Annotated in this window: 18 protein-coding genes; 7 read left to right on the plus strand and 11 right to left on the minus strand. The window is 74.0% G+C overall.

Translation table 11 applies throughout. The annotated features are described in order from the left end of the window. The first annotated feature begins 9 nt into the window (after positions 1-9). On the plus strand, positions 10-897 hold the full coding sequence (locus IEZ20_RS22005) for a Gfo/Idh/MocA family protein (protein ID WP_189301370.1): 888 nt from the start codon (positions 10-12) through the stop codon (positions 895-897). Between the two features lie 604 nt (positions 898-1,501). After that, positions 1,502-2,662 (plus strand): PP2C family protein-serine/threonine phosphatase, encoded by a 1,161-nt coding sequence (locus IEZ20_RS22010; RefSeq protein ID WP_189301373.1) that lies wholly within the window; start codon positions 1,502-1,504, stop codon positions 2,660-2,662. 22 nt (positions 2,663-2,684) lie between these two features. Here the strand turns inward: IEZ20_RS22010 and IEZ20_RS22015 are convergent, their stop codons facing one another. Both IEZ20_RS22015 and IEZ20_RS22020 read right to left on the minus strand, forming a co-directional pair. Beyond that, a complete protein-coding gene (locus tag IEZ20_RS22015; RefSeq protein WP_189301697.1) occupies positions 2,685-3,125 on the minus strand; it encodes an Lrp/AsnC family transcriptional regulator in 441 nt (146 codons plus the stop codon). A gap of 56 nt (positions 3,126-3,181) precedes the next feature. After that, positions 3,182-4,531 carry a transaminase gene (locus IEZ20_RS22020; RefSeq protein ID WP_189301375.1) on the minus strand — a complete coding sequence of 450 codons (1,350 nt, stop codon included), beginning with the start codon at positions 4,529-4,531 and terminating at the stop codon, positions 3,182-3,184. 340 nt (positions 4,532-4,871) lie between these two features. Between IEZ20_RS22020 and IEZ20_RS22025 the strand changes: the two genes are divergently transcribed. Further along, positions 4,872-5,348: a hypothetical protein gene (locus IEZ20_RS22025; RefSeq protein WP_189301378.1), complete on the plus strand. Its 477-nt coding sequence runs from the start codon at positions 4,872-4,874 to the stop codon at positions 5,346-5,348. A 30-nt stretch (positions 5,349-5,378) separates the two neighbouring features. On the opposite strand, the gene IEZ20_RS22030 is transcribed toward IEZ20_RS22025, so the two are convergent. Together IEZ20_RS22030 and IEZ20_RS22035 are read right to left on the minus strand one after the other, a co-directional pair. Next, a complete protein-coding gene (locus IEZ20_RS22030; protein ID WP_229896190.1) occupies positions 5,379-5,789 on the minus strand; it encodes a hypothetical protein in 411 nt (136 codons plus the stop codon). 214 nt (positions 5,790-6,003) lie between these two features. Beyond that, on the minus strand, positions 6,004-6,990 hold the full coding sequence (locus IEZ20_RS22035; RefSeq protein WP_189301380.1) for an aldo/keto reductase: 987 nt from the start codon (positions 6,988-6,990) through the stop codon (positions 6,004-6,006). A gap of 279 nt (positions 6,991-7,269) precedes the next feature. Here IEZ20_RS22035 and IEZ20_RS22040 point away from each other — a divergent pair, with 279 nt between their 5' ends. Further along, the gene (locus IEZ20_RS22040; RefSeq protein ID WP_189301382.1) at positions 7,270-7,674 is read left to right on the plus strand and encodes a hypothetical protein; all 405 of its coding nucleotides are present in this window, start codon (positions 7,270-7,272) and stop codon (positions 7,672-7,674) included. A gap of 159 nt (positions 7,675-7,833) precedes the next feature. Here the strand turns inward: IEZ20_RS22040 and IEZ20_RS22045 are convergent, their stop codons facing one another. Both IEZ20_RS22045 and IEZ20_RS22050 read right to left on the minus strand, forming a co-directional pair. After that, positions 7,834-9,513, minus strand: a complete 1,680-nt coding sequence (locus tag IEZ20_RS22045; protein WP_229896191.1) for a phosphodiester glycosidase family protein — start codon at positions 9,511-9,513, stop codon at positions 7,834-7,836. A 226-nt stretch (positions 9,514-9,739) separates the two neighbouring features. Next, positions 9,740-10,300, minus strand: a complete 561-nt coding sequence (locus IEZ20_RS22050) for a DoxX family protein (RefSeq protein ID WP_189301384.1) — start codon at positions 10,298-10,300, stop codon at positions 9,740-9,742. 293 nt (positions 10,301-10,593) lie between these two features. Here IEZ20_RS22050 and IEZ20_RS22055 point away from each other — a divergent pair, with 293 nt between their 5' ends. Continuing rightward, entirely contained in the window at positions 10,594-11,334 is a 741-nt protein-coding gene (locus IEZ20_RS22055) for a class I SAM-dependent methyltransferase (protein ID WP_189301386.1), read from the plus strand. 9 nt (positions 11,335-11,343) lie between these two features. Here the strand turns inward: IEZ20_RS22055 and IEZ20_RS22060 are convergent, their stop codons facing one another. From IEZ20_RS22060 to IEZ20_RS22080, 5 genes are all read right to left on the minus strand, one after another. Further along, entirely contained in the window at positions 11,344-11,625 is a 282-nt protein-coding gene (locus IEZ20_RS22060) for a WhiB family transcriptional regulator (protein ID WP_189301388.1), read from the minus strand. Positions 11,626-11,670: 45 nt separating this feature from the next. Continuing rightward, the gene (locus IEZ20_RS22065) at positions 11,671-12,384 is read right to left on the minus strand and encodes an alpha/beta fold hydrolase (protein WP_189301390.1); all 714 of its coding nucleotides are present in this window, start codon (positions 12,382-12,384) and stop codon (positions 11,671-11,673) included. A gap of 240 nt (positions 12,385-12,624) precedes the next feature. Next, positions 12,625-13,437, minus strand: coding sequence for a helix-turn-helix domain-containing protein (locus IEZ20_RS22070; protein ID WP_229896192.1), 813 nt, complete (start codon positions 13,435-13,437; stop codon positions 12,625-12,627). Between the two features lie 83 nt (positions 13,438-13,520). Continuing rightward, positions 13,521-14,363: an alpha/beta fold hydrolase gene (locus IEZ20_RS22075; RefSeq protein ID WP_189301394.1), complete on the minus strand. Its 843-nt coding sequence runs from the start codon at positions 14,361-14,363 to the stop codon at positions 13,521-13,523. 245 nt (positions 14,364-14,608) lie between these two features. After that, on the minus strand, positions 14,609-15,859 hold the full coding sequence (locus IEZ20_RS22080; protein ID WP_189301396.1) for a PucR family transcriptional regulator: 1,251 nt from the start codon (positions 15,857-15,859) through the stop codon (positions 14,609-14,611). A gap of 377 nt (positions 15,860-16,236) precedes the next feature. On the opposite strand from IEZ20_RS22080, the gene IEZ20_RS22085 reads away from it, so the two are divergent. Both IEZ20_RS22085 and IEZ20_RS40425 read left to right on the plus strand, forming a co-directional pair. Then, the gene (locus IEZ20_RS22085; RefSeq protein ID WP_189301399.1) at positions 16,237-16,761 is read left to right on the plus strand and encodes a CU044_2847 family protein; all 525 of its coding nucleotides are present in this window, start codon (positions 16,237-16,239) and stop codon (positions 16,759-16,761) included. Continuing rightward, positions 16,748-21,076, plus strand: a complete 4,329-nt coding sequence (locus IEZ20_RS40425) for an nSTAND1 domain-containing NTPase (RefSeq protein WP_189301401.1) — start codon at positions 16,748-16,750, stop codon at positions 21,074-21,076. The genes IEZ20_RS22085 and IEZ20_RS40425 overlap by 14 nt, the downstream gene beginning before the upstream one ends. Positions 21,077-21,088 lie beyond the last annotated feature (12 nt).

Consider the following 21,088-nt stretch of genomic DNA (forward strand, 5'->3'; position numbering starts at 1 on the left):
GAACGCGACATGCGCATCGGACTGCTGGGAACGGGCCCCTGGGCACGGGCGGCGTACGCTCCCGCCCTCGCCGGGCACACCGGCCTGGAGTTCGCCGGGGTGTGGGGGCGCCGGCCGGAGGCGGCCACCGGGCTGGCGCAGCAGTACGGCGTCGCCGCGTACGCCGACGTGGACGCGCTGCTGGCCGACGTGGACGCGGTGGCGGTGGCCCTGCCCCCGTCCGTGCAGGCCGAGGTGGCGGTGCGGGCGGCCCGGGCGGGCCGGCACCTGTTGCTGGACAAGCCCCTGGCGGTGTCGGTCGAGGACGGGCGGGCCGTCGTGGAGGCGGTGGAGCGGGCCGGGGTGGCGTCGGTGGTGTTCTTCACCGCGCGGTTCCAGAAGGAGCCGGATGCCTGGATCGAGGAGCAGGCGGCCGTGCCGGGCTGGTTCACGGCGCGCGCCCAGTGGCTGGGGGCGGTGTTCACGAGCGACAGCCCGTTCGCGGCCTCGCCGTGGCGGCGGGAGAAGGGCGCGCTGTGGGACGTGGGCCCGCACGCCCTGTCGGTGCTGCTCCCGGTGCTCGGCGACGTACGGCACGTGGTGGCGGCGGCGCACGGTCCGGCGGACACCGTGCACCTGGTGCTCGACCACGCCACCGGTGCGTCGAGCACCCTCACGCTCAGCCTGACGGCCCCGCCGGCGGCGGCCGGTGCCGATGTGGAACTGCGCGGCGAGGCGGGCGTGACGGTCCTGCCGGGCAGCACCGAGGGGGCGGTCCCCGCGCTCACCCGCGCGGCGGACGCACTGGCGCGCGCCGCCCGCACGGGCCGCCCGCACCCCTGCGACGCCGCGTTCGGCCTCCGGGTCACCGAGATCCTGGCCGCGGCGGAGTCCCGCCTGGCCGGCGGGACGGACTAGCACCCGGGGAAGGCACCGGTCACCGGGCGGCCTCGGCACGAGGTCCGGCAGGAGGAGCGGGCTCCGGCACACGGGCGCCCCGCCCGAGGGCCCGGGGAACGCACCGGCACCGGGCGGCCGCGGCACGAGGTCCGGCAGCACCCCGCCCGGGGCCCGGCGAACGCACCGGCCACCGGGAGGCGTCACCACGCGGTCCGGCACGGACGGCCGGCCCCGGCACGCGGGCGCCCCACCCGGGGGCCCGGGGAACGCACCGGCACCGGGCGGCCTCGGCACGAGCGGCGGGGCGGGTCGCCGGCGGGGGGCTCCCTACCCCGGCAGGCCCCCTCGGCCCGGGGGCGCACGGTCGGCCGGGCGTGCCGGCAGCGACCGCGGGGCTGCTGCCGGCGGCTGACGGCTGGCGGCTGGCGGCTGGCGGCTGGCGGCTGGCGGCTGGCGGCTGAGGTTGCGTGACCGCCGTCTGACGGTTGCGGAGTGCGATCACGGGGCTACGGTGCTGCGGCTGGATACGGTGCGCGGGTTCACCGTCGGTCGGGCAGGGGGTGGTCCGGTCGGTGTTCGCTGCCTTCCTGGCGGTCTGCCGTGGGCGGCGTAACTTGGGGATGTGGGATCGGTGCGCGGATGGGCATCGCGCGGACGCCCGGAGGATCGCGGCTGGCTGCGGGGCGCGCCGCCGCCGTGGTGGGTCCGGGTGCTGCCCGTGCTGCTGCTCGCGGCCGTCGGCTCGGCCACGCTGGTCACGTCCCAGGCGCGTGATCTCGGTTTCCTGCTGGGCGCCATCCCGCCGCTGGCGGTCCTGTCGTACGGCCCGCTGACGACCGGACTGCTCGGGCTGGGCGTGGTCGTGGTGCTGAACGTGCCGGCCACGCACCTGAACCGGCCCGGTGACACCGACCTGCTCACCATCGTGTTCGTGGCCGCGCTGAGCGTATTCGTGTCGTATGTGCGCAGCCACCGGGACGCCCAGCTGGACACGGAGCGGGCGATCGGCGAGGCCGTGCAGCGGGCCGTGCTGCCGCCGCTGCCGGAGCGGGTCGGGCGGGTCGGCTGCGCGGCCTTCTACCGGGCCGCGCAGGACGGGACGCTGGTGGGCGGGGACTTCTTCGACGTGCGGCAGGGGCCGTACGGCGTGCGCGCGGTGATGGGGGACGTGCAGGGGCACGGGCTGGCGGCCGTCGCGACCGTGGTGTCCCTGCTGGGGGCGTTCCGGGAGGCCGCCCTCGACCAGCCGGACCTGGAGTCGGTGGCGGCCCGGCTGGACCGCCGGCTGACGGTGGACTCGGCGGACGTACGGCACGCGGAGCTGTTCGCCACGGCCCTGCTGCTGGAGTTCGCCACCGGTTCGGCCGCGGTGCGGGTGGTGGCCTGCGGTCATCCGGCGCCCGTGCTGCTGCACGCGGAGCAGACCCGGGAGGTCGCCGTCGCGCCCGGGCCGCCGCTGGGCATCGGGCTCCTCGACGCCGACCGGCCGAAGGAGATCACCGTGCCGCTCGGCCCGGGGGACCGGCTGTTCCTCGCCTCCGACGGCGTGTGGGAGGCCCGGGACGCCTCCGGCACCTTCTATCCGCTGCCGGAGCGGCTGGCCGCCCTGGCCGGCAGCCCGTCCGCCGAGCTGCCCGGCGCCGTCTGGGCGGACCTGCTGCGGCAGCGGTACGAGGTCCGCGACGACGCCACCATCCTGGTGCTGGACCCGGAGGTACCGACGGCACCCGAGGCATCGGGGGCGGCAGGAGTACCGCGGGCACCGGAGTCACGGGACGGCTGACGCCTCCCCCGTCCCCCGCCGGTCAGCCCACGTCCCACAGGAACCGGTGGGTGTGGATGCCGAAATACGGGAAGGAGCGGATCTCCCGGACGCCCTCGACGGGGCGGACCACGTCGTTGACGAAGTCGAGCAGCGCCTTCGGGCCGGGCGCGACCACCTCGGCGAACAGGTCGAAGCCACCCGAGGTGAGCACCGAGTAGACGACCTCGGGGCGCTCGGCGAGGGCGTCGGCCACGGCCCGCGGGTCGCCGTCGACACCGATGCCGAGCAGCGCCATGGCCTGCCCGCCCATGGCCATCGGGTCGGTGACGCCGACCACCTGGACCACTCTGGCGTCCAGCAGGCGCTGCAGCCGCTGCCGGGCCGCCGAGGCTGACAGGCCCACCTTCGGGCCGAGGTCGGCGTAGGCGATGCGGCCGTCGCTCTGCAGCTCGCGCAGGATGGCCCGGTCGATGTCGTCCATGTCCTTCACGTCGTACGTCTCCCTTCCCCCGGCCTTCCTCGGCCGTCTCGGCTTCCTCAGCCGGCCAGCTCGGCGAGCGCCGCGGCGAACACCTCGGTGTGGGTGTCGACGTCCTGCTCACTGGTGTCCGGGCACATCAGCGCCATGTTGTGGAACGGGGTCAGCAGGATGCCGCGATTGGCGAGGTAGAGGTGGAGGAAGTCCTCCAGCTCCGGGTCGGAGGCCGCCGCGGACTCGGTGCCGGTGCGCGGCGCCGGGGCGGTGAAACGGTACTCCGTGCGGGCACCGAGCCGGGTGACCGACCAGGGCAGTCCGTGTGCCTCGACGCCGGCCCGGACGCCCGCCTCGAAGCGCTCGGCGAGCCGGCTCATCCGGTCGAAGGCCTTGTCGGTCAGTACGTGTTCGAGGGTGGCCCGGGTGGCCGCGACCGACAGCGCGTTGCCGGCGAGGGTGCCGCCGACGCCGCCCATGTCGACGAGGTCGAGGTCGGTACGGGCCAGCAGCCGCTCGGCGAGTTCGGCGGACAGCCCGTAGGCGCCGGCCGGGATGCCGCCGCCGATCGCCTTGCCGATGGTGAGCAGGTCGGGTGCCAGCTCCCAGGCCGCTGTGCAGCCGCCGGGTCCGGCGGAGAAGGTGTGCGTCTCGTCGTTGACGAGCAGGGCGCCGTACCGCCGGGTCAGCTCGCGGACCCCCGCGAGGTAGCCGGGTTCGGGCAGCACGATGCCGATGTTGGTGAGGGCGGGCTCCATCAGTACGGCGGCGACGTCCCCGTGGGCCAGCTCCCGCTCCAGCCCGGCGAGGTCGTTGAACTCGGCGACCCTGCTGGTGAGCGTCACCTCGCAGGGCGCGCCGACGTTGCCGGGGCGGGGCACCCCGGTGCCGTCGGGACCGGTGACGATGAGCGACTCGTCCACGCTGCCGTGGTAGCAGTAGCTGTTGACCAGGATCTTCGGCCGGCCGGTGACGGCGCGTGCGAGCCGGATCGCCCAGCGGTTGGCGTCGGTCGCGGTGAGCGAGAAGCTCCAGCGGGCCAGGCCGAACCGGCGGGTCAGTTCGGCGCCGACCCACTCGGCGTCCTCGGTGGGCAGCATGGCGGTGGCCCCGCCCAGTTCGGCGTACCTGCGGTGCACCGCCTCGGCGACGGGCGCGGGCGAGTGGCCGGCCATGGCGCCCGTGTCTCCGAGGCAGAAGTCGATGTACGTGTGCCCGTCGATGTCGGTGACACGGGCGCCCCGCGCCTCGGCCAGGTAGCGGGGGAAGGCGCCGGCGGTCTTGTTCATCCAGGTCATCGGCACTCGCCCGAAGAGGTGGTCGGCGCGTGCGTACGCGTCCCGGGAACGCGGGCTCAGGCGTTCGGCCTCGGCGCTCTCGCGGGCGAGGAGGGCGTGCAGGCGCGTGCGGTCCATGGAACACCTCGGCAGAGACGGCGACGGAACAGCGTGAGCCTACGACGGAAAAGCAGCCTGGAGCAATGATCCACAGTGGAATCGATCGCGTGATCAACGGAATCGAGCGTCGTGCAGACCCTCGACCACCGGACGAGTGACGCGGCCTTATACCTCAACTGACGAACCGACTCGCGGAGTTCGAACGCCCCGACTCAAACGCCAGGGTTCGCCACCCCTTCCGCCACGTAGAAATATCTACAACCATGCATATGCCGGGTTGGTGTGCGGACGCACGAAGTGCCCGGTCAGGGACGTTCCCTGCGCTCAGGCAGGTGGGCGAGGACATCCGGAGCAGTGCATGACGAACACGATGTGGATGCGGGGCGTGGAGTGGCTGGCAGCGGCGTCGGCCGACCCGCGCGCCTGCAAATGGGAATGGGACCACGGGGAGGGTGTCGCACTGCTGGAGGCGGGCCGCTTCTGGGACGTGCTGAGCGTCCCCGACCGGCTGGGGATGCTCACCCTGGACCTGCTGTGGCGGCCGGCGCTGCCGGTGCCGGGACCCACGCTCGTGGACACGAGAGCGGGCCGGGTCGGCTTCTTCCTGCCGCCGGACCCGTCCGGGGGCTGGGTGGGCACCGGAGTGCGCTACGCCACGAAGGGCTCCTGGGTCTCCGTACCGCCGCCGTACCGGTCCGCCCGTTCCCTGGAGTGGCTCGTCCCGCCCGACGGCACGGGCGCACTGCACTCACCCGGCACCCTGGAGGAGGCGCTGCAGGAGGCCAACGGCACTCTGACGGTGCTCCCGCCGCTCGGCGGACGGTCGCCGGGCTGACCGGCACGGACAGGGGTCAGGGGGCACGGCTCAGGACGAGAGGAAGACCCGGCGGCCGCTGTCGCCCGTGTCGACGCATTCCTGGTACGGGTTCGGGTCGCCCTGGCGCTCCTGGCACGTCCACGTGCCGTCGCCGGTACGGACCGTGACGGGCGCGCGCGCCGTGCCGGACCGGGCCTTGGCGTAGGCGCTCGCCACCTGCAGGGCGGTGGCACAGGAGTCCGCCGGGTCGGCCCAGACCGCCAGCCCGGTGGCCTTGTCCGGTCCGCAGTACGCGGCCGAGGACCGGGCGGCGTCGGGGCCGGCGACGGCCTGGGCCGCGGCCCACAGGCACAGCACCGCGGCCCCTGCCAGGGCTGCGGCCGTGACTCTTCCGACCGAGCGGATCGAGCGCATCGAGCGCATCGAGCGCCTGGGGCTGATCGGGTGACCTGGGCTCATCGGGTGCCTGGCACGCATGTCGTGCCCTGGGCGCACGTCGTGTCCTGGGCGCGTCGCGTGCCTGGGGTGCATCGCGTGTGCCTCCCTCGTGGCGACGACGGGTGGTGCGTCGGGTCTGCGCATCCGCTCCTCCGGTGGGTCACGGGCCGGGAATGCCCTGTACCCAGCGTGGCCCCGGCGCCGCCGGCTCGCTCCGCGGCACGCCCAAGTGGGGTCAGCGGTTGACGAAGGTGAGGCTGTTCGCGTCGTACCGGCTGCCGGCGATCCGCTCCGGCGGGGCCGCGGCCTCGATCGCGGCGAGGTCGTCCGCGGTCAGCTCGACGGCCAGTGCCGCAAGGTTCTCCTCCAGGTACCGCTGCCGGCGGGTGCCGGGGATCGGCACCACGTCGTCGCCCCGGTGCTGCACCCAGGCCAGGGCGAGCTGGCCGGCGGTGACGGACCTGGCGGCGGCCAGCTCGTTCAGCTTCGCGACGATCGCCAGGTTCCGTTCCAGGTTGCCGTCGGCGAACCTCGGCTGGCTGCGCCGCACGTCGGACTCCGCCAGCGCGTCGAGCGAGTCGTAACGGCCCGTCAGGAAGCCGCGGCCGAGCGGGGAGAACGGGACCAGGCCGATGCCCAGCTCACGGCAGACCGGAACGATCTCCGCCTCGAGGTCCCGGGTCCACAGCGACCACTCGCTCTGCAGCGCGGAGATCGGGTGCACCGCGTGCGCCCGCCGGATGGTCTGCGCGCCGGCCTCGGACAGCCCCAGGTGACGGACCTTGCCGGCCTGCACCAGCTCCGCCATGGCACCGACGGTCTCCTCGATCGGTACCTGCGGATCGACCCGGTGCTGGTAGTAGAGGTCGATGTGGTCGACGCCGAGCCGGCGCAGCGAGGCGTCGCAGGCCTGCCGGACGTAGGCGGCGTCGCCGCGGATCAGGGTGGGCTCCCCCAGCCGGTTGGCGAAGCCGAACTTCGTGGCCAGCACCACCTCGTCGCGCCGCCCGGCGACGGCCCGTCCGACCAGTTCCTCGTTGTGTCCCGAGCCGTAGAAGTCGGCGGTGTCGAGGAGGGTCACGCCGAGGTCGAGGGCGCGGTTCAGCGTGGCGATCGACTGCGCGTCGTCCGCGGCACCGTAGCCGTGGCTCATGCCCATGCAGCCCAGTCCCTGGGCGGAAACCGCCAGTTCGCCGAGGTACCGGGTGGGGACGTCGGTCATGTCGCTGCCTCCTGGGCTGGTCGAACCGTTTCCCGCGACGCTAGGTGCTGGAGCGCGCTCCATGTCAAACCGACGGCCGGGCGGCGCCGGGGGCGTGGCGTCGTGCGGTCACCTGCGCCCCGACCCGACCAGGAGGGCGGCAAGGAGGAACGCCCCGGGCACCGCGATCAGGTGGCCGGCTCGTACGGGCCTGCTCCGGACGTGTGAGGGGGAGAAAGCCCCGTTCACGCGGGGGGCATATCCGGGTTGTCATCCCTCGTACGAGAGGAAGGGTTCCCGATGAGAAGGTTCGCCATCCCCGCCCTGGTCGCCGTCGCGGTGCTCGCCTCGGGCGGAACGGCCGCCGCCCGGGGCGCAGCCGACCAGCCGGGCGGGAGGGGAACGGTCCCACGGGCCGAGGACTACACGTGGGCCGACGGCGCACACGTCGTGATCCCACCCGGCCGGACCGGCAGTTCCGAAGCCGTCTGCCCACCCGGGCAGGTGCCGACGGGCGGCGGCTACAACGCCTTCGACGGAGGCGTCATCGACCTCATGGTGCGGACGAACTCGCCCACCTCGGACGGGTGGCACGCGGTGGCCCGGAACACCAGCTCCACGAACACCATCGAGTTCTGGGCCGTGGCCATCTGCGCCCCCGGCACCCAGACCCAGGCCCCCCGCCCCGCACCGCTCGCCCCGTAACCCTCCGGACACCGCCGGGAGGACGACGTTCCCGGGCACCTCTCGGACGACGGATCCCGCGTAGGTGACGTACCCGGACTTCCCCCACCGTTCCCCCGCCGCGTTCCGGGATCGACGACCTGTTCGGTCCGGGCGACATCCAGCGCGCGGGTGTCCTCGTCAGTGAACCGCGGGCAGGATCTGGACGGTGTCGCCGACCGCGCGTTCGCCGGCGGCGTCGGACGGGTGGTTGACGAGTGTGCCGTTGACGGCCATCGCGGTGGAGCCGCCGCCGTCGAGGTTCATCGCCTGCACGGCACCGAGCGACTTCATGAACACGGCGGCCTCGTGGAGGGTGAAGCCCTCGCTGCCGTTCTTCAGCCGTCCGTCCACCGTCGCGAGGATCAGCCGGCCCCGCTTGTCGATGCCCGCGAGGGTACGCGGCTGACGGACGTTGGCCCAGGCGTACCCGAAGGAGGTGTACTCGGGGTCGACCACGCCTTCGGCGGCGGCGTCGATGTCGATGCGGCCGTCCTCGACCAGCGTCGGGGCCGCACTGACGAGGGAGTCACCGGCGTCGAGCACGACACGCCGGCCCTCCGCCGTACGGATGACCTCACTGAGCCTGATACGGCCGTACGGCTCGGCGTGCGCCGTCAGCCAGTCGGCCGCCCGGCCGATGCCCTGCAGCACGTAGCCGCCGTCGGGTACGCGACCGCCGCGCGCGCCGACGGAGACGACCCGGCCGGACGCGTTCAGCACGACCTGCGCTCCGGGACCGGTCGGCAGGTCGGTCCGGAAGGCGTCGGTGAAGCGGACCATGTCGTCGGCCAGCCGGCAGGTCACGTCCTGCCAGGGCAGTTCGCTGGGCGTGCTGCCGGGACGGCCGCAGTCCCGGACCGTGCCGGGCACCCGGTTGATGCCCTGAACGCCGTATGCGGCCTTGCCCGCCCGGGCGGTGACGGAGCTGGTCAGGCCGGCGATCCGGATGGTGTGGCCGCCGTCCTCGACGAGCAGGGCGGAACGGGAACCGACCGCCATCGACTCCAACTCGCCCTCGTAGGCGCCGATCCCGGACATGGTGCCCGGCACGCCGTCGCCCGGTGACAGCACGAAGAAGCCGCCGTTGACCCCGACCAGCGAGTTCAGCTTCCGCGCCACCGCGGAGGTCGTCTCCCGCTGCGCCACGTTGCCGTCGTGGGTGACCTCGACCCGTCCGTCGAAGGTCTTCGGGTCGACCACCGCCACCTGGACGTTCTCCTGGTCGGCCGGTTCCTGGACGTCGTATCCGGTCCAGGACACAGTGGGGTGGAACCCGGCCGTGGTGACCGCCGACGCGGTGGCCTTCGCCTCCTGCTGTGTGGCGAAGCGGCCGACGCGCACCCGGAATCCCATCGGCCCGTGCGGTGTGTCGGCGTAGTCCGGCCAGCGCACGCTCTCCACGCGGGGCGTGAGGCCGGCCCGGGTCAGCGCCCGTGCCGTGTCCTCGGCCCAGGCGCGGGGGGCGACCTCGGCCCAGGTCACGGGCGCGTCCGGATCGTTCGTGGACCACCGGGTGTCGGCCGGGGCCTGCACGGTGACCGTCCAGGCGTGCTCGGCGCCGGGGTGCCGGAGGACACCGGTGCGGACGGTGACGCCGGGGGCGAGGGTCTGTGTCGTCCAGTGCTCGGTCGCCGTCGTCCGCTGCCCGGTCGCCGTCGTCCGCTGACCCGTCACCGCGGTGGGGGCGGGGCGCGCCTCCGCCGGGCCGGGCAGCAGGGCCGGGACCGTCAGGGCGAGTACGACGGTCGTCGCGAGCCTCGTGCGGACGCGAGCGGACCGCCGTTCGGCGTCCCGGACGAGGGGACGACGCATCTCCATGCACCTCACGATCGGTCGGGGGCGGCCGGCCGGGCACACCCTTCAGCGGCCCGGAAAGCACACCGTGGCTCCGGAGGCCCACTTCACCCGCCGTAGGTGACGCCCACCGCTGCGCGAACATACGTAATCCCAACGGCCGTGTGAACTCGGCAGGGCCTCGGCCGACGGCTTTCGTCCAAGGAGCGTCGGTCTTTGTCCGGGGACCTCTCCCCCGAGCGTTCAGGGTCTAGAGAGCGAGCGTGAGCGCGGCCCCGGCACCGCCCAGCACGAGGGCCACGGCAGCCGCTCCCCAGCCGCCCCTGCCCCACGGGAAGAGGCGGTCGACGGCCAGCCGGCCCGGACCTACGGCGGCGACGGCCAGGGCCACGGCCGCGATGGACAGGTTGTACTCCACACCGCCGTCCACGTCCCACAGTCCGTGGGCGGCGGTGACCGTGGCCATCGCGTTGATCATGACGCCGATCAGGGCGGCGGCGGCCAGCGGGGTCAGCAGCCCGAGGGCCAGTCCGAGGCCGCCGAGCAGCTCGGACAGGCCTCCGATCAGGGCGAAGAGCTTTCCCGGGCGGAAGCCCAGGGACGCGAAGGCCTTGCCGGTCGCCGTCAGGCCGCTCCCTCCGAAGAGGCCGAAGACTTTCTGAGCCCCGTGCGCGGCCATGATCAGGCCGACGGTCAGCCGGAGGATCAGCAGACCGCAGTCGGCGGCGGTCACGCGGGGCTCGGCGGCGCCGGGCTGCGCCGCCGGTGGCTCCGGACGCGTGGAACGGTTCAGGATGCGCTTCATCATCATGGTCTTGCTCCGGTCGGAACGCCGGAACGGGCGGGACCCCCAGCTCGGCCGGACACCGAGCGACCGGTCACGGGCCGTCCCCGCGGCGTGGTGGGGCGCCCTCCGTTCCGATCCTTCCGCCGCGGGCGGTGTCCTGCATCCGGGCGGCGAAGGCCCCGGGCGTGCACGCCGCAGGCACGGTCGGCCGAATCCTGCCGTTCCGCGGGCAGCCGCGCGTCGCCGTGTGCCAGGCTGCCGGGGGAGCGTCCCGCTTCCCTCGTCCGGACTCGGCTTCACCGCAGGAGGCAGCGAACTTGATCGCCGACGAAGACGCCCTCGGCTGGGACAGCACCGCCGCGGCCGACGCCTACCGGGGCCGCGACATGACGCTGGCCGAGGCACTGATCTTCCCGGCCGTGCTGGAACGGCTCGCCGGCCGCTCGGGCCCCGACCGGCTGGCTCTGGACATCGGGTGCGGCACCGGCGCGGTCGCGGCGCTGCTCGCGGGGACCGGCGCGTGGACGGTCCAGGGGCTCGACCCTTCGGCGGACATGCTGGACATCGCCCGGGCCGACCGGCCGCACCCCCGCGTGTCGTACCGCCTCTTCGACGGCCGCGGACTCGACTGGCTCGCCGACGCCAGTGTCGATGCCGCCGTGTGCTGCCTGGTGTACTGCACGGACCCGGACGACGACCGGCTGGCCGGCCTCACCGCCGAGATCCACCGGGTGCTGCGCCCCGGCGCCCCGTACGTCCTGGCGGACCTCAACCCGGCGGCGACCGGCGTGGCGTTCTCCACGCTGCGCCACGGCGAGCCGGACACCGTGTACGGCGACGGCGACACCGTGGCCACGCGGCTGCGGCTGCGCGACGGCTCCACGATGACCAGCACCACGTACTACCGCTCCCTCGAGCGGTACCGGTCCCTGCTCACCGGGGCCGGCTTCCCCTCCCCCCAGGTGGACCTGCCCACCCTCCCTGCCGAAGGCTCCGCCCACGAGGCGCCGGCGGAGACCAGGACCGCGCCGTACATGGTCCTCACGACCCACGCCTGACCCGACGGACTACACGCGGTCGGCGGCGGGGGCGGCCGAGGTGGTCCGGCGTTCGGCCTCGGTGTGGCCGCCCCACACGCCGTACCGCTGGTCGGACGCGGCGGCGAAGCTGCCGCACGGGACGCGTACCGGGCAGCGCCGGCAGATCTCCTGCGCTCGGTGCTCGCGCCGCCGACGGGCCTTGCCCCGCTCACCGGGCGGTGAGAAGAACACCGAGCTGTCCATACCCCGGCAGGCGGCCTCGGTCTGCCATTCCCAGGCGCGCAGCAGCGGTGTGAGCCGGGTCGTCATCGGTCTGTCCGTTCCTCTCGGTTCGTGGTGGTCGTGCGGTGACGGTCAGCCGACCGCGTGGACGGCGTCGCGGATGAGCCGCGCGACGGCCGTGGGCTGGGAGAGGGCGACGGCGTGCGAGGCGCCGTCGATCTCCACGACGCACGCCCCGGCCCGCGCGGCGCCGAAGCGCTCGACGTCCGGTGCGATCGTCCGGTCCGCGCCCGCCACCAGCGCCCAGGAGGGCCTGGCCCGCCAGGCGGCCGCGGTAGCCTTCTCCTCGAACGCGGCCTCGGCCAGCGGGTGTTGGCAGCAGGCCAGCACCCTGGCGACCGGCGCGGAGACATCGGCGGCGAACACCGCCGGGTACGCGTCCTCGGTGAGGCCGACCTCGACGACCTCGCCGCCTGCGGGATCCCGGTACGTCCACCGCCGGAGGTTGCCCACCAGCTCGGTGGCCGGGAAGCGCCCTTGCAGCTCGCTCAGGCTCTCGCCCACCTCCGGCACGTAGGCGGCGACGTAGACCAGGCCGACGACGTTGTCGGCGGTACCGGCCACGGTGATCACGGCGCCGCCGTAGGCGTGCCCGACCAGGACGACGGGGCCGTCGATCCGGGCGGCCACCGAGGCGATGTGCGCGGCGTCGGAGGCGAGGCCGCGCAGCGGGTTGGGCGGGGCGAGAACAGGGATGCCGTGGCTGTGCAACTCGGCCACGACACCGAACCAGAGCGCGGTGTCGGCGAAGGCTCCGTGGACCAGGACGACGGTGGGGGTGGGCATGGCGGGTTTCCTTCCCGGTACGCGGGCCGGCGCCGGGCGGGGGCTCGGCCGGCGGGTCCGAAGGCGGCCCGCCCGCCGGTGCCGGCGCGGGGACGGGCGCGGTGCCGGAGCCGGAGTCGGTCCCGGAACCGAAGCCGGTGCCGGGGCCGGGGCCGGGGCCGGTGCCTTCGATGGTTGCTGCGACTGCGGTGGTCCGACCGGCGGTCGGCCCAGGAGTCGGTGGTCCGCCCGGAGGTCGGCTCAGGAGTCGGTGGTCGCGGTGGCCTGCCACTCGCTGGGCGAGAGGCCGTAGGTCTGCCTGAAGAGGCGGCTGAAGTGGGACGGGCTGGCGAAGCCCCAGCTGTGCGCGACGGAGGCCACCGTACGGCGCCTGCCGCGCAGTTCGGCACGGCAGGCGTCGAGTCTGCGCTGCCGTGTCCAGGCGCCGACGGTGGTGCCGGCGGCCTGGAAGAGCTTGTGCAGGTAGCGCACCGATATGTGGTGGGCGCGGGCGATCGACTCGGGCGACAGGTCCGGGTCCATGAGGTTGTCCTGGATGTGGCGCTGGATGCGCGCCAGCATCTCGTTGCCCGCGGGGGCGGACCGTGTGCCGTGTTCCTGGAGGACCTCGCCGACCAGCAGTGCCACGAGGTCGGCCGTGTTCAGGGCGAGGCGGCGGCCGCCGGTGAGGCGTTGCCGGCCCGGCGTCCGGGCCAGGGCGGTCAGGAACTGGGACACCAGCGAGGCCAGGCCGCTGCGGCCGCTGAGGCACGTGTGCGGCACCTCGCGCAGGTCGGCGGCCGACGCGTCCAGCAGGCCGAGGGGGATCCGGAAGCGGGCCAGTTCCTCGCCGTGGGAGAGGAAACCGGCGCGGGAGGTGCCGCCGATGACGAGATCTCCGGGCTCCATGCGCAGGGCGGAGTCGTGGTTGAAAAGCACCGGTCCGTCGGAGACGTTGACGGCGAGATAAAGGTGGTCGTCGTCGCCGGAGGCCGGCCACGGCAGAATGATGAAAGGGCCTGAATCATTTCCCGTGGCCGTACCGGACGGTGTCTTCCGGAGTGTTTCGGGCATGGGGAAGGTGGTCGACCGGGTCACGTCGAACTCCCGTCGTTTCTTTTGTGCTTGTTCAGCTGTGGTCTGTCGGATCTCGAGGTTCAGTTCGTCGTCGAACCGAGGAAGGTGCCGACCACCTCGTTGAAGGCCGGCGGATTCTCCAGGAAGGGGAAGTGCGAGTTGGCCACCGTGGCCGGGAAGACGTGCAGCCGCGCGCCGGGGATGCGGTCGGCGATGTACTGCTGCGACCGCGGGTCCACATGGCTGCCTTCGCATCCGATGACCAGCGTCGGCACATCGACGCGGGGCAGCACGTCCCGCCAGTCCTGGGCGCAGTGGTCGAAGAGCAGGGGCACACCGGCGTGGGCCGGGGTGAACGCGATCTGCTCGGCGACGAAGGCGAGGAGCGCGGGGTCGGGTTCGCCGGAGAACATGCCGCGGACGAACTCGTACCGCGCCTGCTCACCGCGCGGACCGGCGAGTTCCGCGCCGAGCGCGACAAGGCCCGCCACATCGAAGATGGCACCCGACTGCTGTTGTTGGTCGACCGACATCCACGGCACGGCGGCGACGGCGGCGGGCTGGTCCACGGCGACGAAGCGGCGGATGCGGCCGGAGCCGTACTGGTCGAGGAAGCTCCACCACACGGAGGTCCCCATCGACCAGCCGAGCGCGTCGAACCGTTCGAGGCCCAGATGGTCGACGAGGTCCAGGACGTCGGCGGCCAAGCGGGCGATGCGATAGCCGTGGTGCGGCTTGTCGGACAGCCCGTGCCCCCGGAAGTCCAGGGTGATGACGCGGTGTTCGGGCGCCAGCCCGCGCAGCTGGTGGCGGAACATCTCCTGTGTCTGCCCCCAGCCGTGCAGCATGACCAGAGGGAATCCCTCTCCCCCACTGTCCCGGTACACCAGACGCGCACCGTCACCGGTCGTCAGTTCGCCCACGGCCCCCACTCCGCTTTCTCCTCGCACTGTGCGGAGCCGACGTCATGGGCGACTCCTGCATAACGGAATTCTGTGTCGCCCGGCTCTTCGCGCACCACCGCGCTCCGTAGGGATCGGCCGGGGAAATCTTCGTCAATCTGTCGGGGCCGGTTCCGCGCCCCGGCATCGCGTAGCAAACAGCCGCCGCGCGTTTCGTCAGTCTGTAGCGCGGGCCGGTCCCGGCTCCCGGGGCGGCATGACGCGGGTCACACGGCGGACGGGTCGGCCTGTGCCTGGAGCAGTGCACGCGTGCGCAGGCCCAGGTGCAGGACCAGGCGGTCGTCACCGCTGTCCAGGTCGAGGCCGGTGATCTCCTGTATCTGGCGCAGCCGGTAGTAGAGCGAGGTCCGGTGGATCTGGAGGGCCTCCGCCGTGCGCGGGACCGATCCGGCGTTTTCGAGGAAGCACCGCAGGGTGTCCTCCAGGCGCTGTCCGACGGGGCTGTCCAGCAGCAGGCGCAGCGGTCCGGGCAGCAGCGACGGGTTCAGGGCGTCGTCGGGAAGCTGGAGGAGTACGGCGAGTTCGCCGAGCGACTCCCACGCGCCGATGCCCTTGAGGTGGGGCAGCCGGCGGGCCGCGCGAGCCGCGACCAGCGCCTGCGTGTGCGAGGTCCAGGCGTCGGCCAGGCCGTCCTGGCCGCCGCCGATGCCGACGACGGGGGCGGCCGAGGCGTCCAGGTAGGCGGCGAGCGCCTCCCGGACGGTCGTGGCCTGGTCCGCCAGCTCCTGCGCCGTCAGGGGCCGGGCCGAGACCTGCACGAGGACCGCACCGTCCGGTGTGACCCCCATGACGCCGTCCGACGAGCGGGTGCGCAGGAAACGCTCCAGGGCGGCGCGCAGCGCCAGCTCCACCTGGCCGGGCGGCTCCACCGAGCGCGCCACCTGGACCGCGCTCACCACGGCGTGCGGGGCGTCGGGCAGCAGGCCGCCGTCGATGAGCTGCCGGCGGGCCCCGGTACGGGCCGCCTCACTGGTGCCGAACAGGGCGTCCAGTGTCGCCGGCAGGTCCAGCTCGCCGGTGTCGGCGGCCAGTTGGTCCGCGCGGAGCTGGGCGGTGATCGCCGGCACGGCCTGGGCGACGGTGTCGGCCTCCTCGTGCGTCAGGGTGCCGTCCGGCGCGACGACCATGAGCAAGCCGAGCAGTTCCCCGCGCTCGCGCAGCGGCACGCAGTAGCGGGTGAGCAGTCCGAGGTCGTCGCGGCCCTGCACGAAGTCCGGTTTCGGCCAGCGGGCCACGCCCTGGTCGAGGACGTACCGGATGATCTCGTCGTCGGCCCGGCCCTGGAGCAGGCTGCGGATACGGACCGGGTCCGCGTCCCCGAAGTGCTGGCTGGAGCAGATCAGCCGCACCAGGGGGTCGTCGACGACCACGGACCGCTTCAGTCGCGCCGCGAGCTCCTCGATCAGTTGCTGCAGTGCGTCGCTGCCCACCCGGATCCGCCGGCGCCGCTCGACCATGGTGATTCCCTCCTTCGAACCCGGCCTTTCTACAAGGCGTGAAAGACACGGTCCACTTCTTCGACAAGGCGCGGACGGCCGCGTCACCTGCGCGAAACACACCAGGTCGCGGCGGTGAGGAGGCCGATGACCGCGCCGGCGGCACGCGGGGGCCGGAAACGCCCCGCAATCGCCTGTCCGTGCACGGGTATGCGTCCCCGAGTGCACGAAGTGGTCTGTTCTCTTGCCTCGGCGCGGCTGTCGGCACCCGGGCAGCTGTGCACTCTCGGCATCATGTCGGTGCACTCACAGAACACCGGGACAGGGGGGACGACGTCCGATTAGGCTGGCCGCCTCCACAGCAGACGCACTGAGGGAAGCGACGGGGCGGCGCACTCATGGCGACAAGGGAGTTCCGGGCGAGCGACGGTTCGGTGTTGCGCGTGGAGGTCGACGGTCCCGCGCCGCCGGCCGGCGACCCGTACGAACCCGTGCGCAGGCGGCGCGGTGATGCCGCGGGGGCCGCTGCGGACAGCCTCCGGCAGGCCGTCGACCGGGTCCGGCCGGCCGTCCAGGACGTACTGGCCTCGCTGCGGGCCATGCCTCAGGCCCCCGACCGGGTCTGCCTGGAGTTCGGGGTGAAGCTCAGCGCGGACGCCGGTGTGGTCCTGGCCCGCGCCGCCACCGAGGCCCACTTCAAGGTGGCCCTGGAGTGGGAGCGGCAGCCCCACGGCACCGGCCGGGCGGACGCGGACGACGCGGACGACGCAGATGACGCGGACGCCCTGCCCGGCTCGGATGACGCGGACACCTCGGCCGGCGCCGACAGCGGCTCGGCCCGCGCGGACGGCGGCGCGGCCCGCTCGGACGGTTCGGCCGGCGAGCCGGCCCCGGTCGCGGAGCCCGCCGTTGGCGGCGACTGAGGCCCGGCCTCCCGCCGCCCCGTCGGGAGGCACGGCGTTCGAGCAGGGGCTCGCCCGGCTCTTCGACCGGCACGGGGAGTTGCTGGGCGCCGGGTTCCTGCTGGCCCGCGACCTGGTGTGCACGTGCGCGCACGCGATCGCCGAGGACGGGGAGGACGGCCCGCACCACCCAGGAGAACGGCTCCTGGTGGACTTCCCCCTGGTGCCCGACGAGTCCCGGGAGCGCGTGACCGCGACCGTGGCCGCCTGGCATCCGGCAGACGACATCGCGGTCCTCCGGCTCGACCTCCCGGTCGCCGGGACCGAGCCGCTCCCCCTGGCCGGCCCCGACGCCCCGCTCTACGGCCGGGCGGCCCGCCTGTACGGCTTCCCCGAGTCCACCGACACGGGGGTGAACGCGCACGGCGTGCTGCGCGGCGGCCAGGGCGCGGGGCTCATCCAACTGGACGCCGGCCACGGCAGCGTGGCCGTCGAGCCGGGATTCAGCGGCAGTCCGGTCTGGGACGTCGAGGCCCGCCATGTCGTCGGCATGCTCGCCACCCGGGGCCGGGACGGCCTCGACGGCACCGCCTACCTGATCCCCGCCCCGCGGCTGGCCGCCCGCGCGCCGGACGCCCCCGACGCCGCCGGCCCGTTCAAGGGACTCCTGCGCTTCGAGGAGAAGGACGCGCATCTGTTCCTCGGGCGAGCCGCGGAGACGGAGGCTCTCGCCGCGGCGGTCCACGAGCAGCCGCTGACCCTGCTCACCGGGCAGTCGGGCACGGGCAAGTCGTCACTGCTGCACGCCGGCCTGCTGCCACGGCTGCGGGCGGCCGAGGCCGTCACCGTGGTGCGTACCCTGTACAAGGCGGAAGGCCCGGCCGCGACCCTCGGCGGGGCACTGCTGGCCCTGTGGCGGGAGGCCGTACCGGAGAGGGAGGGCGGGACCCGGCTGGAGGCCGTACGGGAGGCGCTGAACGGGGACGAGATCGCGTTCGCCGCGCTGCGGGAGGAGCTGCGGACCGTCTTCCGGGACCGGATGGGTGTGCTCGTCCTCGACCAGTTCGAGGAGTACGCCGCCGCCGAACCCTCCGCCGCCCGCCAGGTGGTGAGGTGGTGGCGCGAGCTGACCGGCGGGACCGAGCCCGGCCGGGGGCTCCGGGCGGTGGTGTCCGCCCGGCACGCCACGCTGGACGTGCTGTCCGCCGTGCTGCCGGCCGCCGAGCGGGCCCGGGCCGTCGTCCCCCTGGACCCGCTCACCCACGAGGCACTGAGCGAGGTGATCTCGGCACGGCTGGCCCCGATCCCCGGGGCCGGACTCCAGGACGGGCTGAAGGAACTGCTGCTGCGCGACGCCCGGGACGCCCAGGACGTCCGGGGTGAGGGCAACGCCCTGCCGCTGCTGGAGTTCACGCTGGCCGAACTCTGGAAGAAGCGCTCCGGGGGACGTCTGACCCTGGCCGCCTACCAGGAACTGGGCGGCCTGTCCGGGGCGTTGGCGCAGCACGCGAAGCGCACCCTCGACGAGGCCGTCCAGGACGACGTCGCCGACGAGCAGACCGCGCGGCGTCTTTTCCAGCGCCTGGCCCGGCCGGACGGGCTCGGCCGGTTCCTGCCGGACACCGTGCCGGTGGGCGAACTCGACGAGGCGCAGCGGCGGTTGGCCCGGCACCTGGCACGGCACAAGCTGCTCGCCTTCACAGTGCCACCGGGCGACGCGCGGGGCGAGTCCCTGCGCATGGCCCATGAGGCTCTGCTGCGCGAGTGGGAGTGGCTGCGCACCTGTCTGCGGGAGGGCGAGGAGTTCCGTGCCTGGCAGTCCCAGGTCGCGTCCCAGGCCGTGGCCTGGGACGCCGCCGGCCGTCCCGCGTTCGTCGCCGTCACGGGGAACCTGCTCGGCGCCGCGGACCGGTGGGTGCTGGAACGCGGCCGGGACGTCACCGACCTCCAGCGGGCGTACCTGACAGCGGGACGGCGCCACGCGCGCCGCGGCGCGTATGTGCTGCGCGGGTTCTTCGCTGTCGTCACCGTCCTGACGCTGGTGGCGGGCTGGCTGGCCTGGGACGCGGGCCGCAGCCGCGACCGGATCGCCACGCAGCTGCGCACGGCGGCCTCCGAGCAGCTGGCCGACCTCGCGCAGGAGCGGTCCGCGACCGACTTCGGGCTGTCCGTGCAGATGGCGATGGGCGCGTGGGCCACCTCCCGTACGGACAAGGCCCACGCCCAGCTGTTCCGGCAGTACCTGCGGATGCGGGACGCGGAGCGGGTGCACGCGGGGCTGTGGTCGGGGAGCATCGACCGGGTGACCGCCGCGTCGGGGAGGGATGTGCTGGCGGTGACCTCCGCACCGGAGCAGGGCAGGAGGACGGTCACCGTCGTCACGGACGCCGCCTCGGACCACCCCCGGATGCACCGCCTCCAGGGCGTGCCCGCGCAGGACACGCGGGACACGATCAGCGACGACGGGCGCTGGTACGCCGTCGCCTCGGCGGACGGTTCGGTCCGGCTCTGGGAGGTCGGCGGGGATCCCGGACCGCGTCTGCTCACCGGGGCGCGCCCGGGGCCGGAGAAGGCGTACGCCCCCTCGCTGGACTTCTCCGACGACTCCTCCCGCCTGCTGCGCCTGCACTCCTACGGCAGGCCGCGCGCCGGCGGCGGCACCGACCAGCGGGCCGCTCTGGACGTCTGGCAGGTGCCCTCGGCGGCTCCGGTCCGGGGAGCGGGGCGGGTGATCGCCGGCCGGGTGGTGGAGAGCGCCGCGTTCGCGGACGGGACCGACCACGTGACCCTCCACTGGGTCCGCGGCCCGATCGCCGGCCGCTATCGGTACTCGGCGGGCGTCTTCTCCCTGGCGCGGGGAAAGGAACGGCGGCGGCTGGCCACGGATGTCGACACGAGCGACGGCTTCATGGCCGGGGGCAAGGTGCTCTCCCTGGCCGGGGCCCGCCTCGGCTCGGACACCCGGTTCCTGCGCGCCGACGGTGGCAGGGCTGCCCGGGCCACGCCGAGCCGGTTCTCCGTTCTCGACGCGACGACGCGTTACCGCACGTACTTCCGCCCGGCGGAACCCAGCGACGACGGCCCGGAGTACGGCGTCGTCTCAGCGGTCGACGCTCTCGGAGGTGACACCTGGACGGCGGTGGTGCCCACCGACGGCACCTCGGACGAGGACGTGCGGCTGGCCATCTGGCCACACGGCTCGGCCGGCCGTCCCCGGGCGGTGGCGGCGGTCGGCGACCGGCTGGTACGGCTGCGTCTGCGCGAGGACGTCGAGCCACTGCCGTTCGACTCCTCCGGCGAACAGTCCGTGGCGCTCGATCGGCACCACGACCGCTTCGCGACCGTGGACGAGGGCCGGCTGTATCTGAGCAGCGCGGGGTCCCCGACCCGCAGCGTGGCCCTGCCGGGGAACCCTGCCGCCCGCACGTGGGTGGCGTTCTGGGTGAGTTCGGAGGACGGCGACTCGGTGGCCGTGTGGGACGCCAACACGCTCACGCTGTCGCTGTACGCGGCCGACGATCTCGCCAGCCACCAGGACGTCGATCTGGCTCGGCGCCTGCACGGTACGGCCGAAAAGTCCCGCATCGAGTCCGTGGCCCAGCTGGGCGACGGCTCACTGGCCGTGCTCCTGACCACCAACGACGTACTCCGGGTCGACCCCGCGACCGGACAGGTCGTCTCCGCTCCGCTGCGCGTGGCAGAGCCCGAGCCCAGCCCGCCCCCGGCCTTCACCCCGCACGGCCAGCTCGTCCCCCGCCCCGGCCACCCCCACCAAGCCCTGATCGTCACCAGGTCCGGCCATGCCCGTGGACAACTGGCGGTCTGGGACCTGGTGAAGAACAACCGGATCTCCAGCTGGACCTCGCCGACCGGCGTGGCCGGATCCCTGGACCCGGGGCAGCCCAGAGTGCTGTTCAGTCCGGACGGCAGCCTGGTGGCCGTGGGCCACAGCGACGGCAAGCTGCGCTTCTGGGACGCGGCGGCCGGCCGCCGGACCGGTGGCGTCGTGCCCTGTCCCACCGGGACGCACGCACTCGCCTTCGTCGGCGACGACACCCTCGTCTCGATGACCTACGACCGGGGCCTACGGCTGCACCGTGTCCCGGACGGCGGCGCGCTCGGGGAAGGCCCGGAGACGGTGGGCCCGTACCCCTTCGCCGCGGCCGCCTCCGGCAGCCGCCTCCGCCTGACCACCAGCGGCCAGCTCCAGGGCCTGGACCTCGACCCCGCCCACTGGTGGGCCGGCCTCTGCCGGGCGGCCGACCGCCCGTACACGACGGCCGAACGGGGGCGGCTGCCGGCCGGCGCGCACACCCACCGCCCCTGTCAGACGTGACGGAGGCCCGGT

This window comes from Streptomyces cinerochromogenes (assembly GCF_014648635.1).
GTDB lineage: Bacteria > Actinomycetota > Actinomycetes > Streptomycetales > Streptomycetaceae > Streptomyces > Streptomyces cinerochromogenes.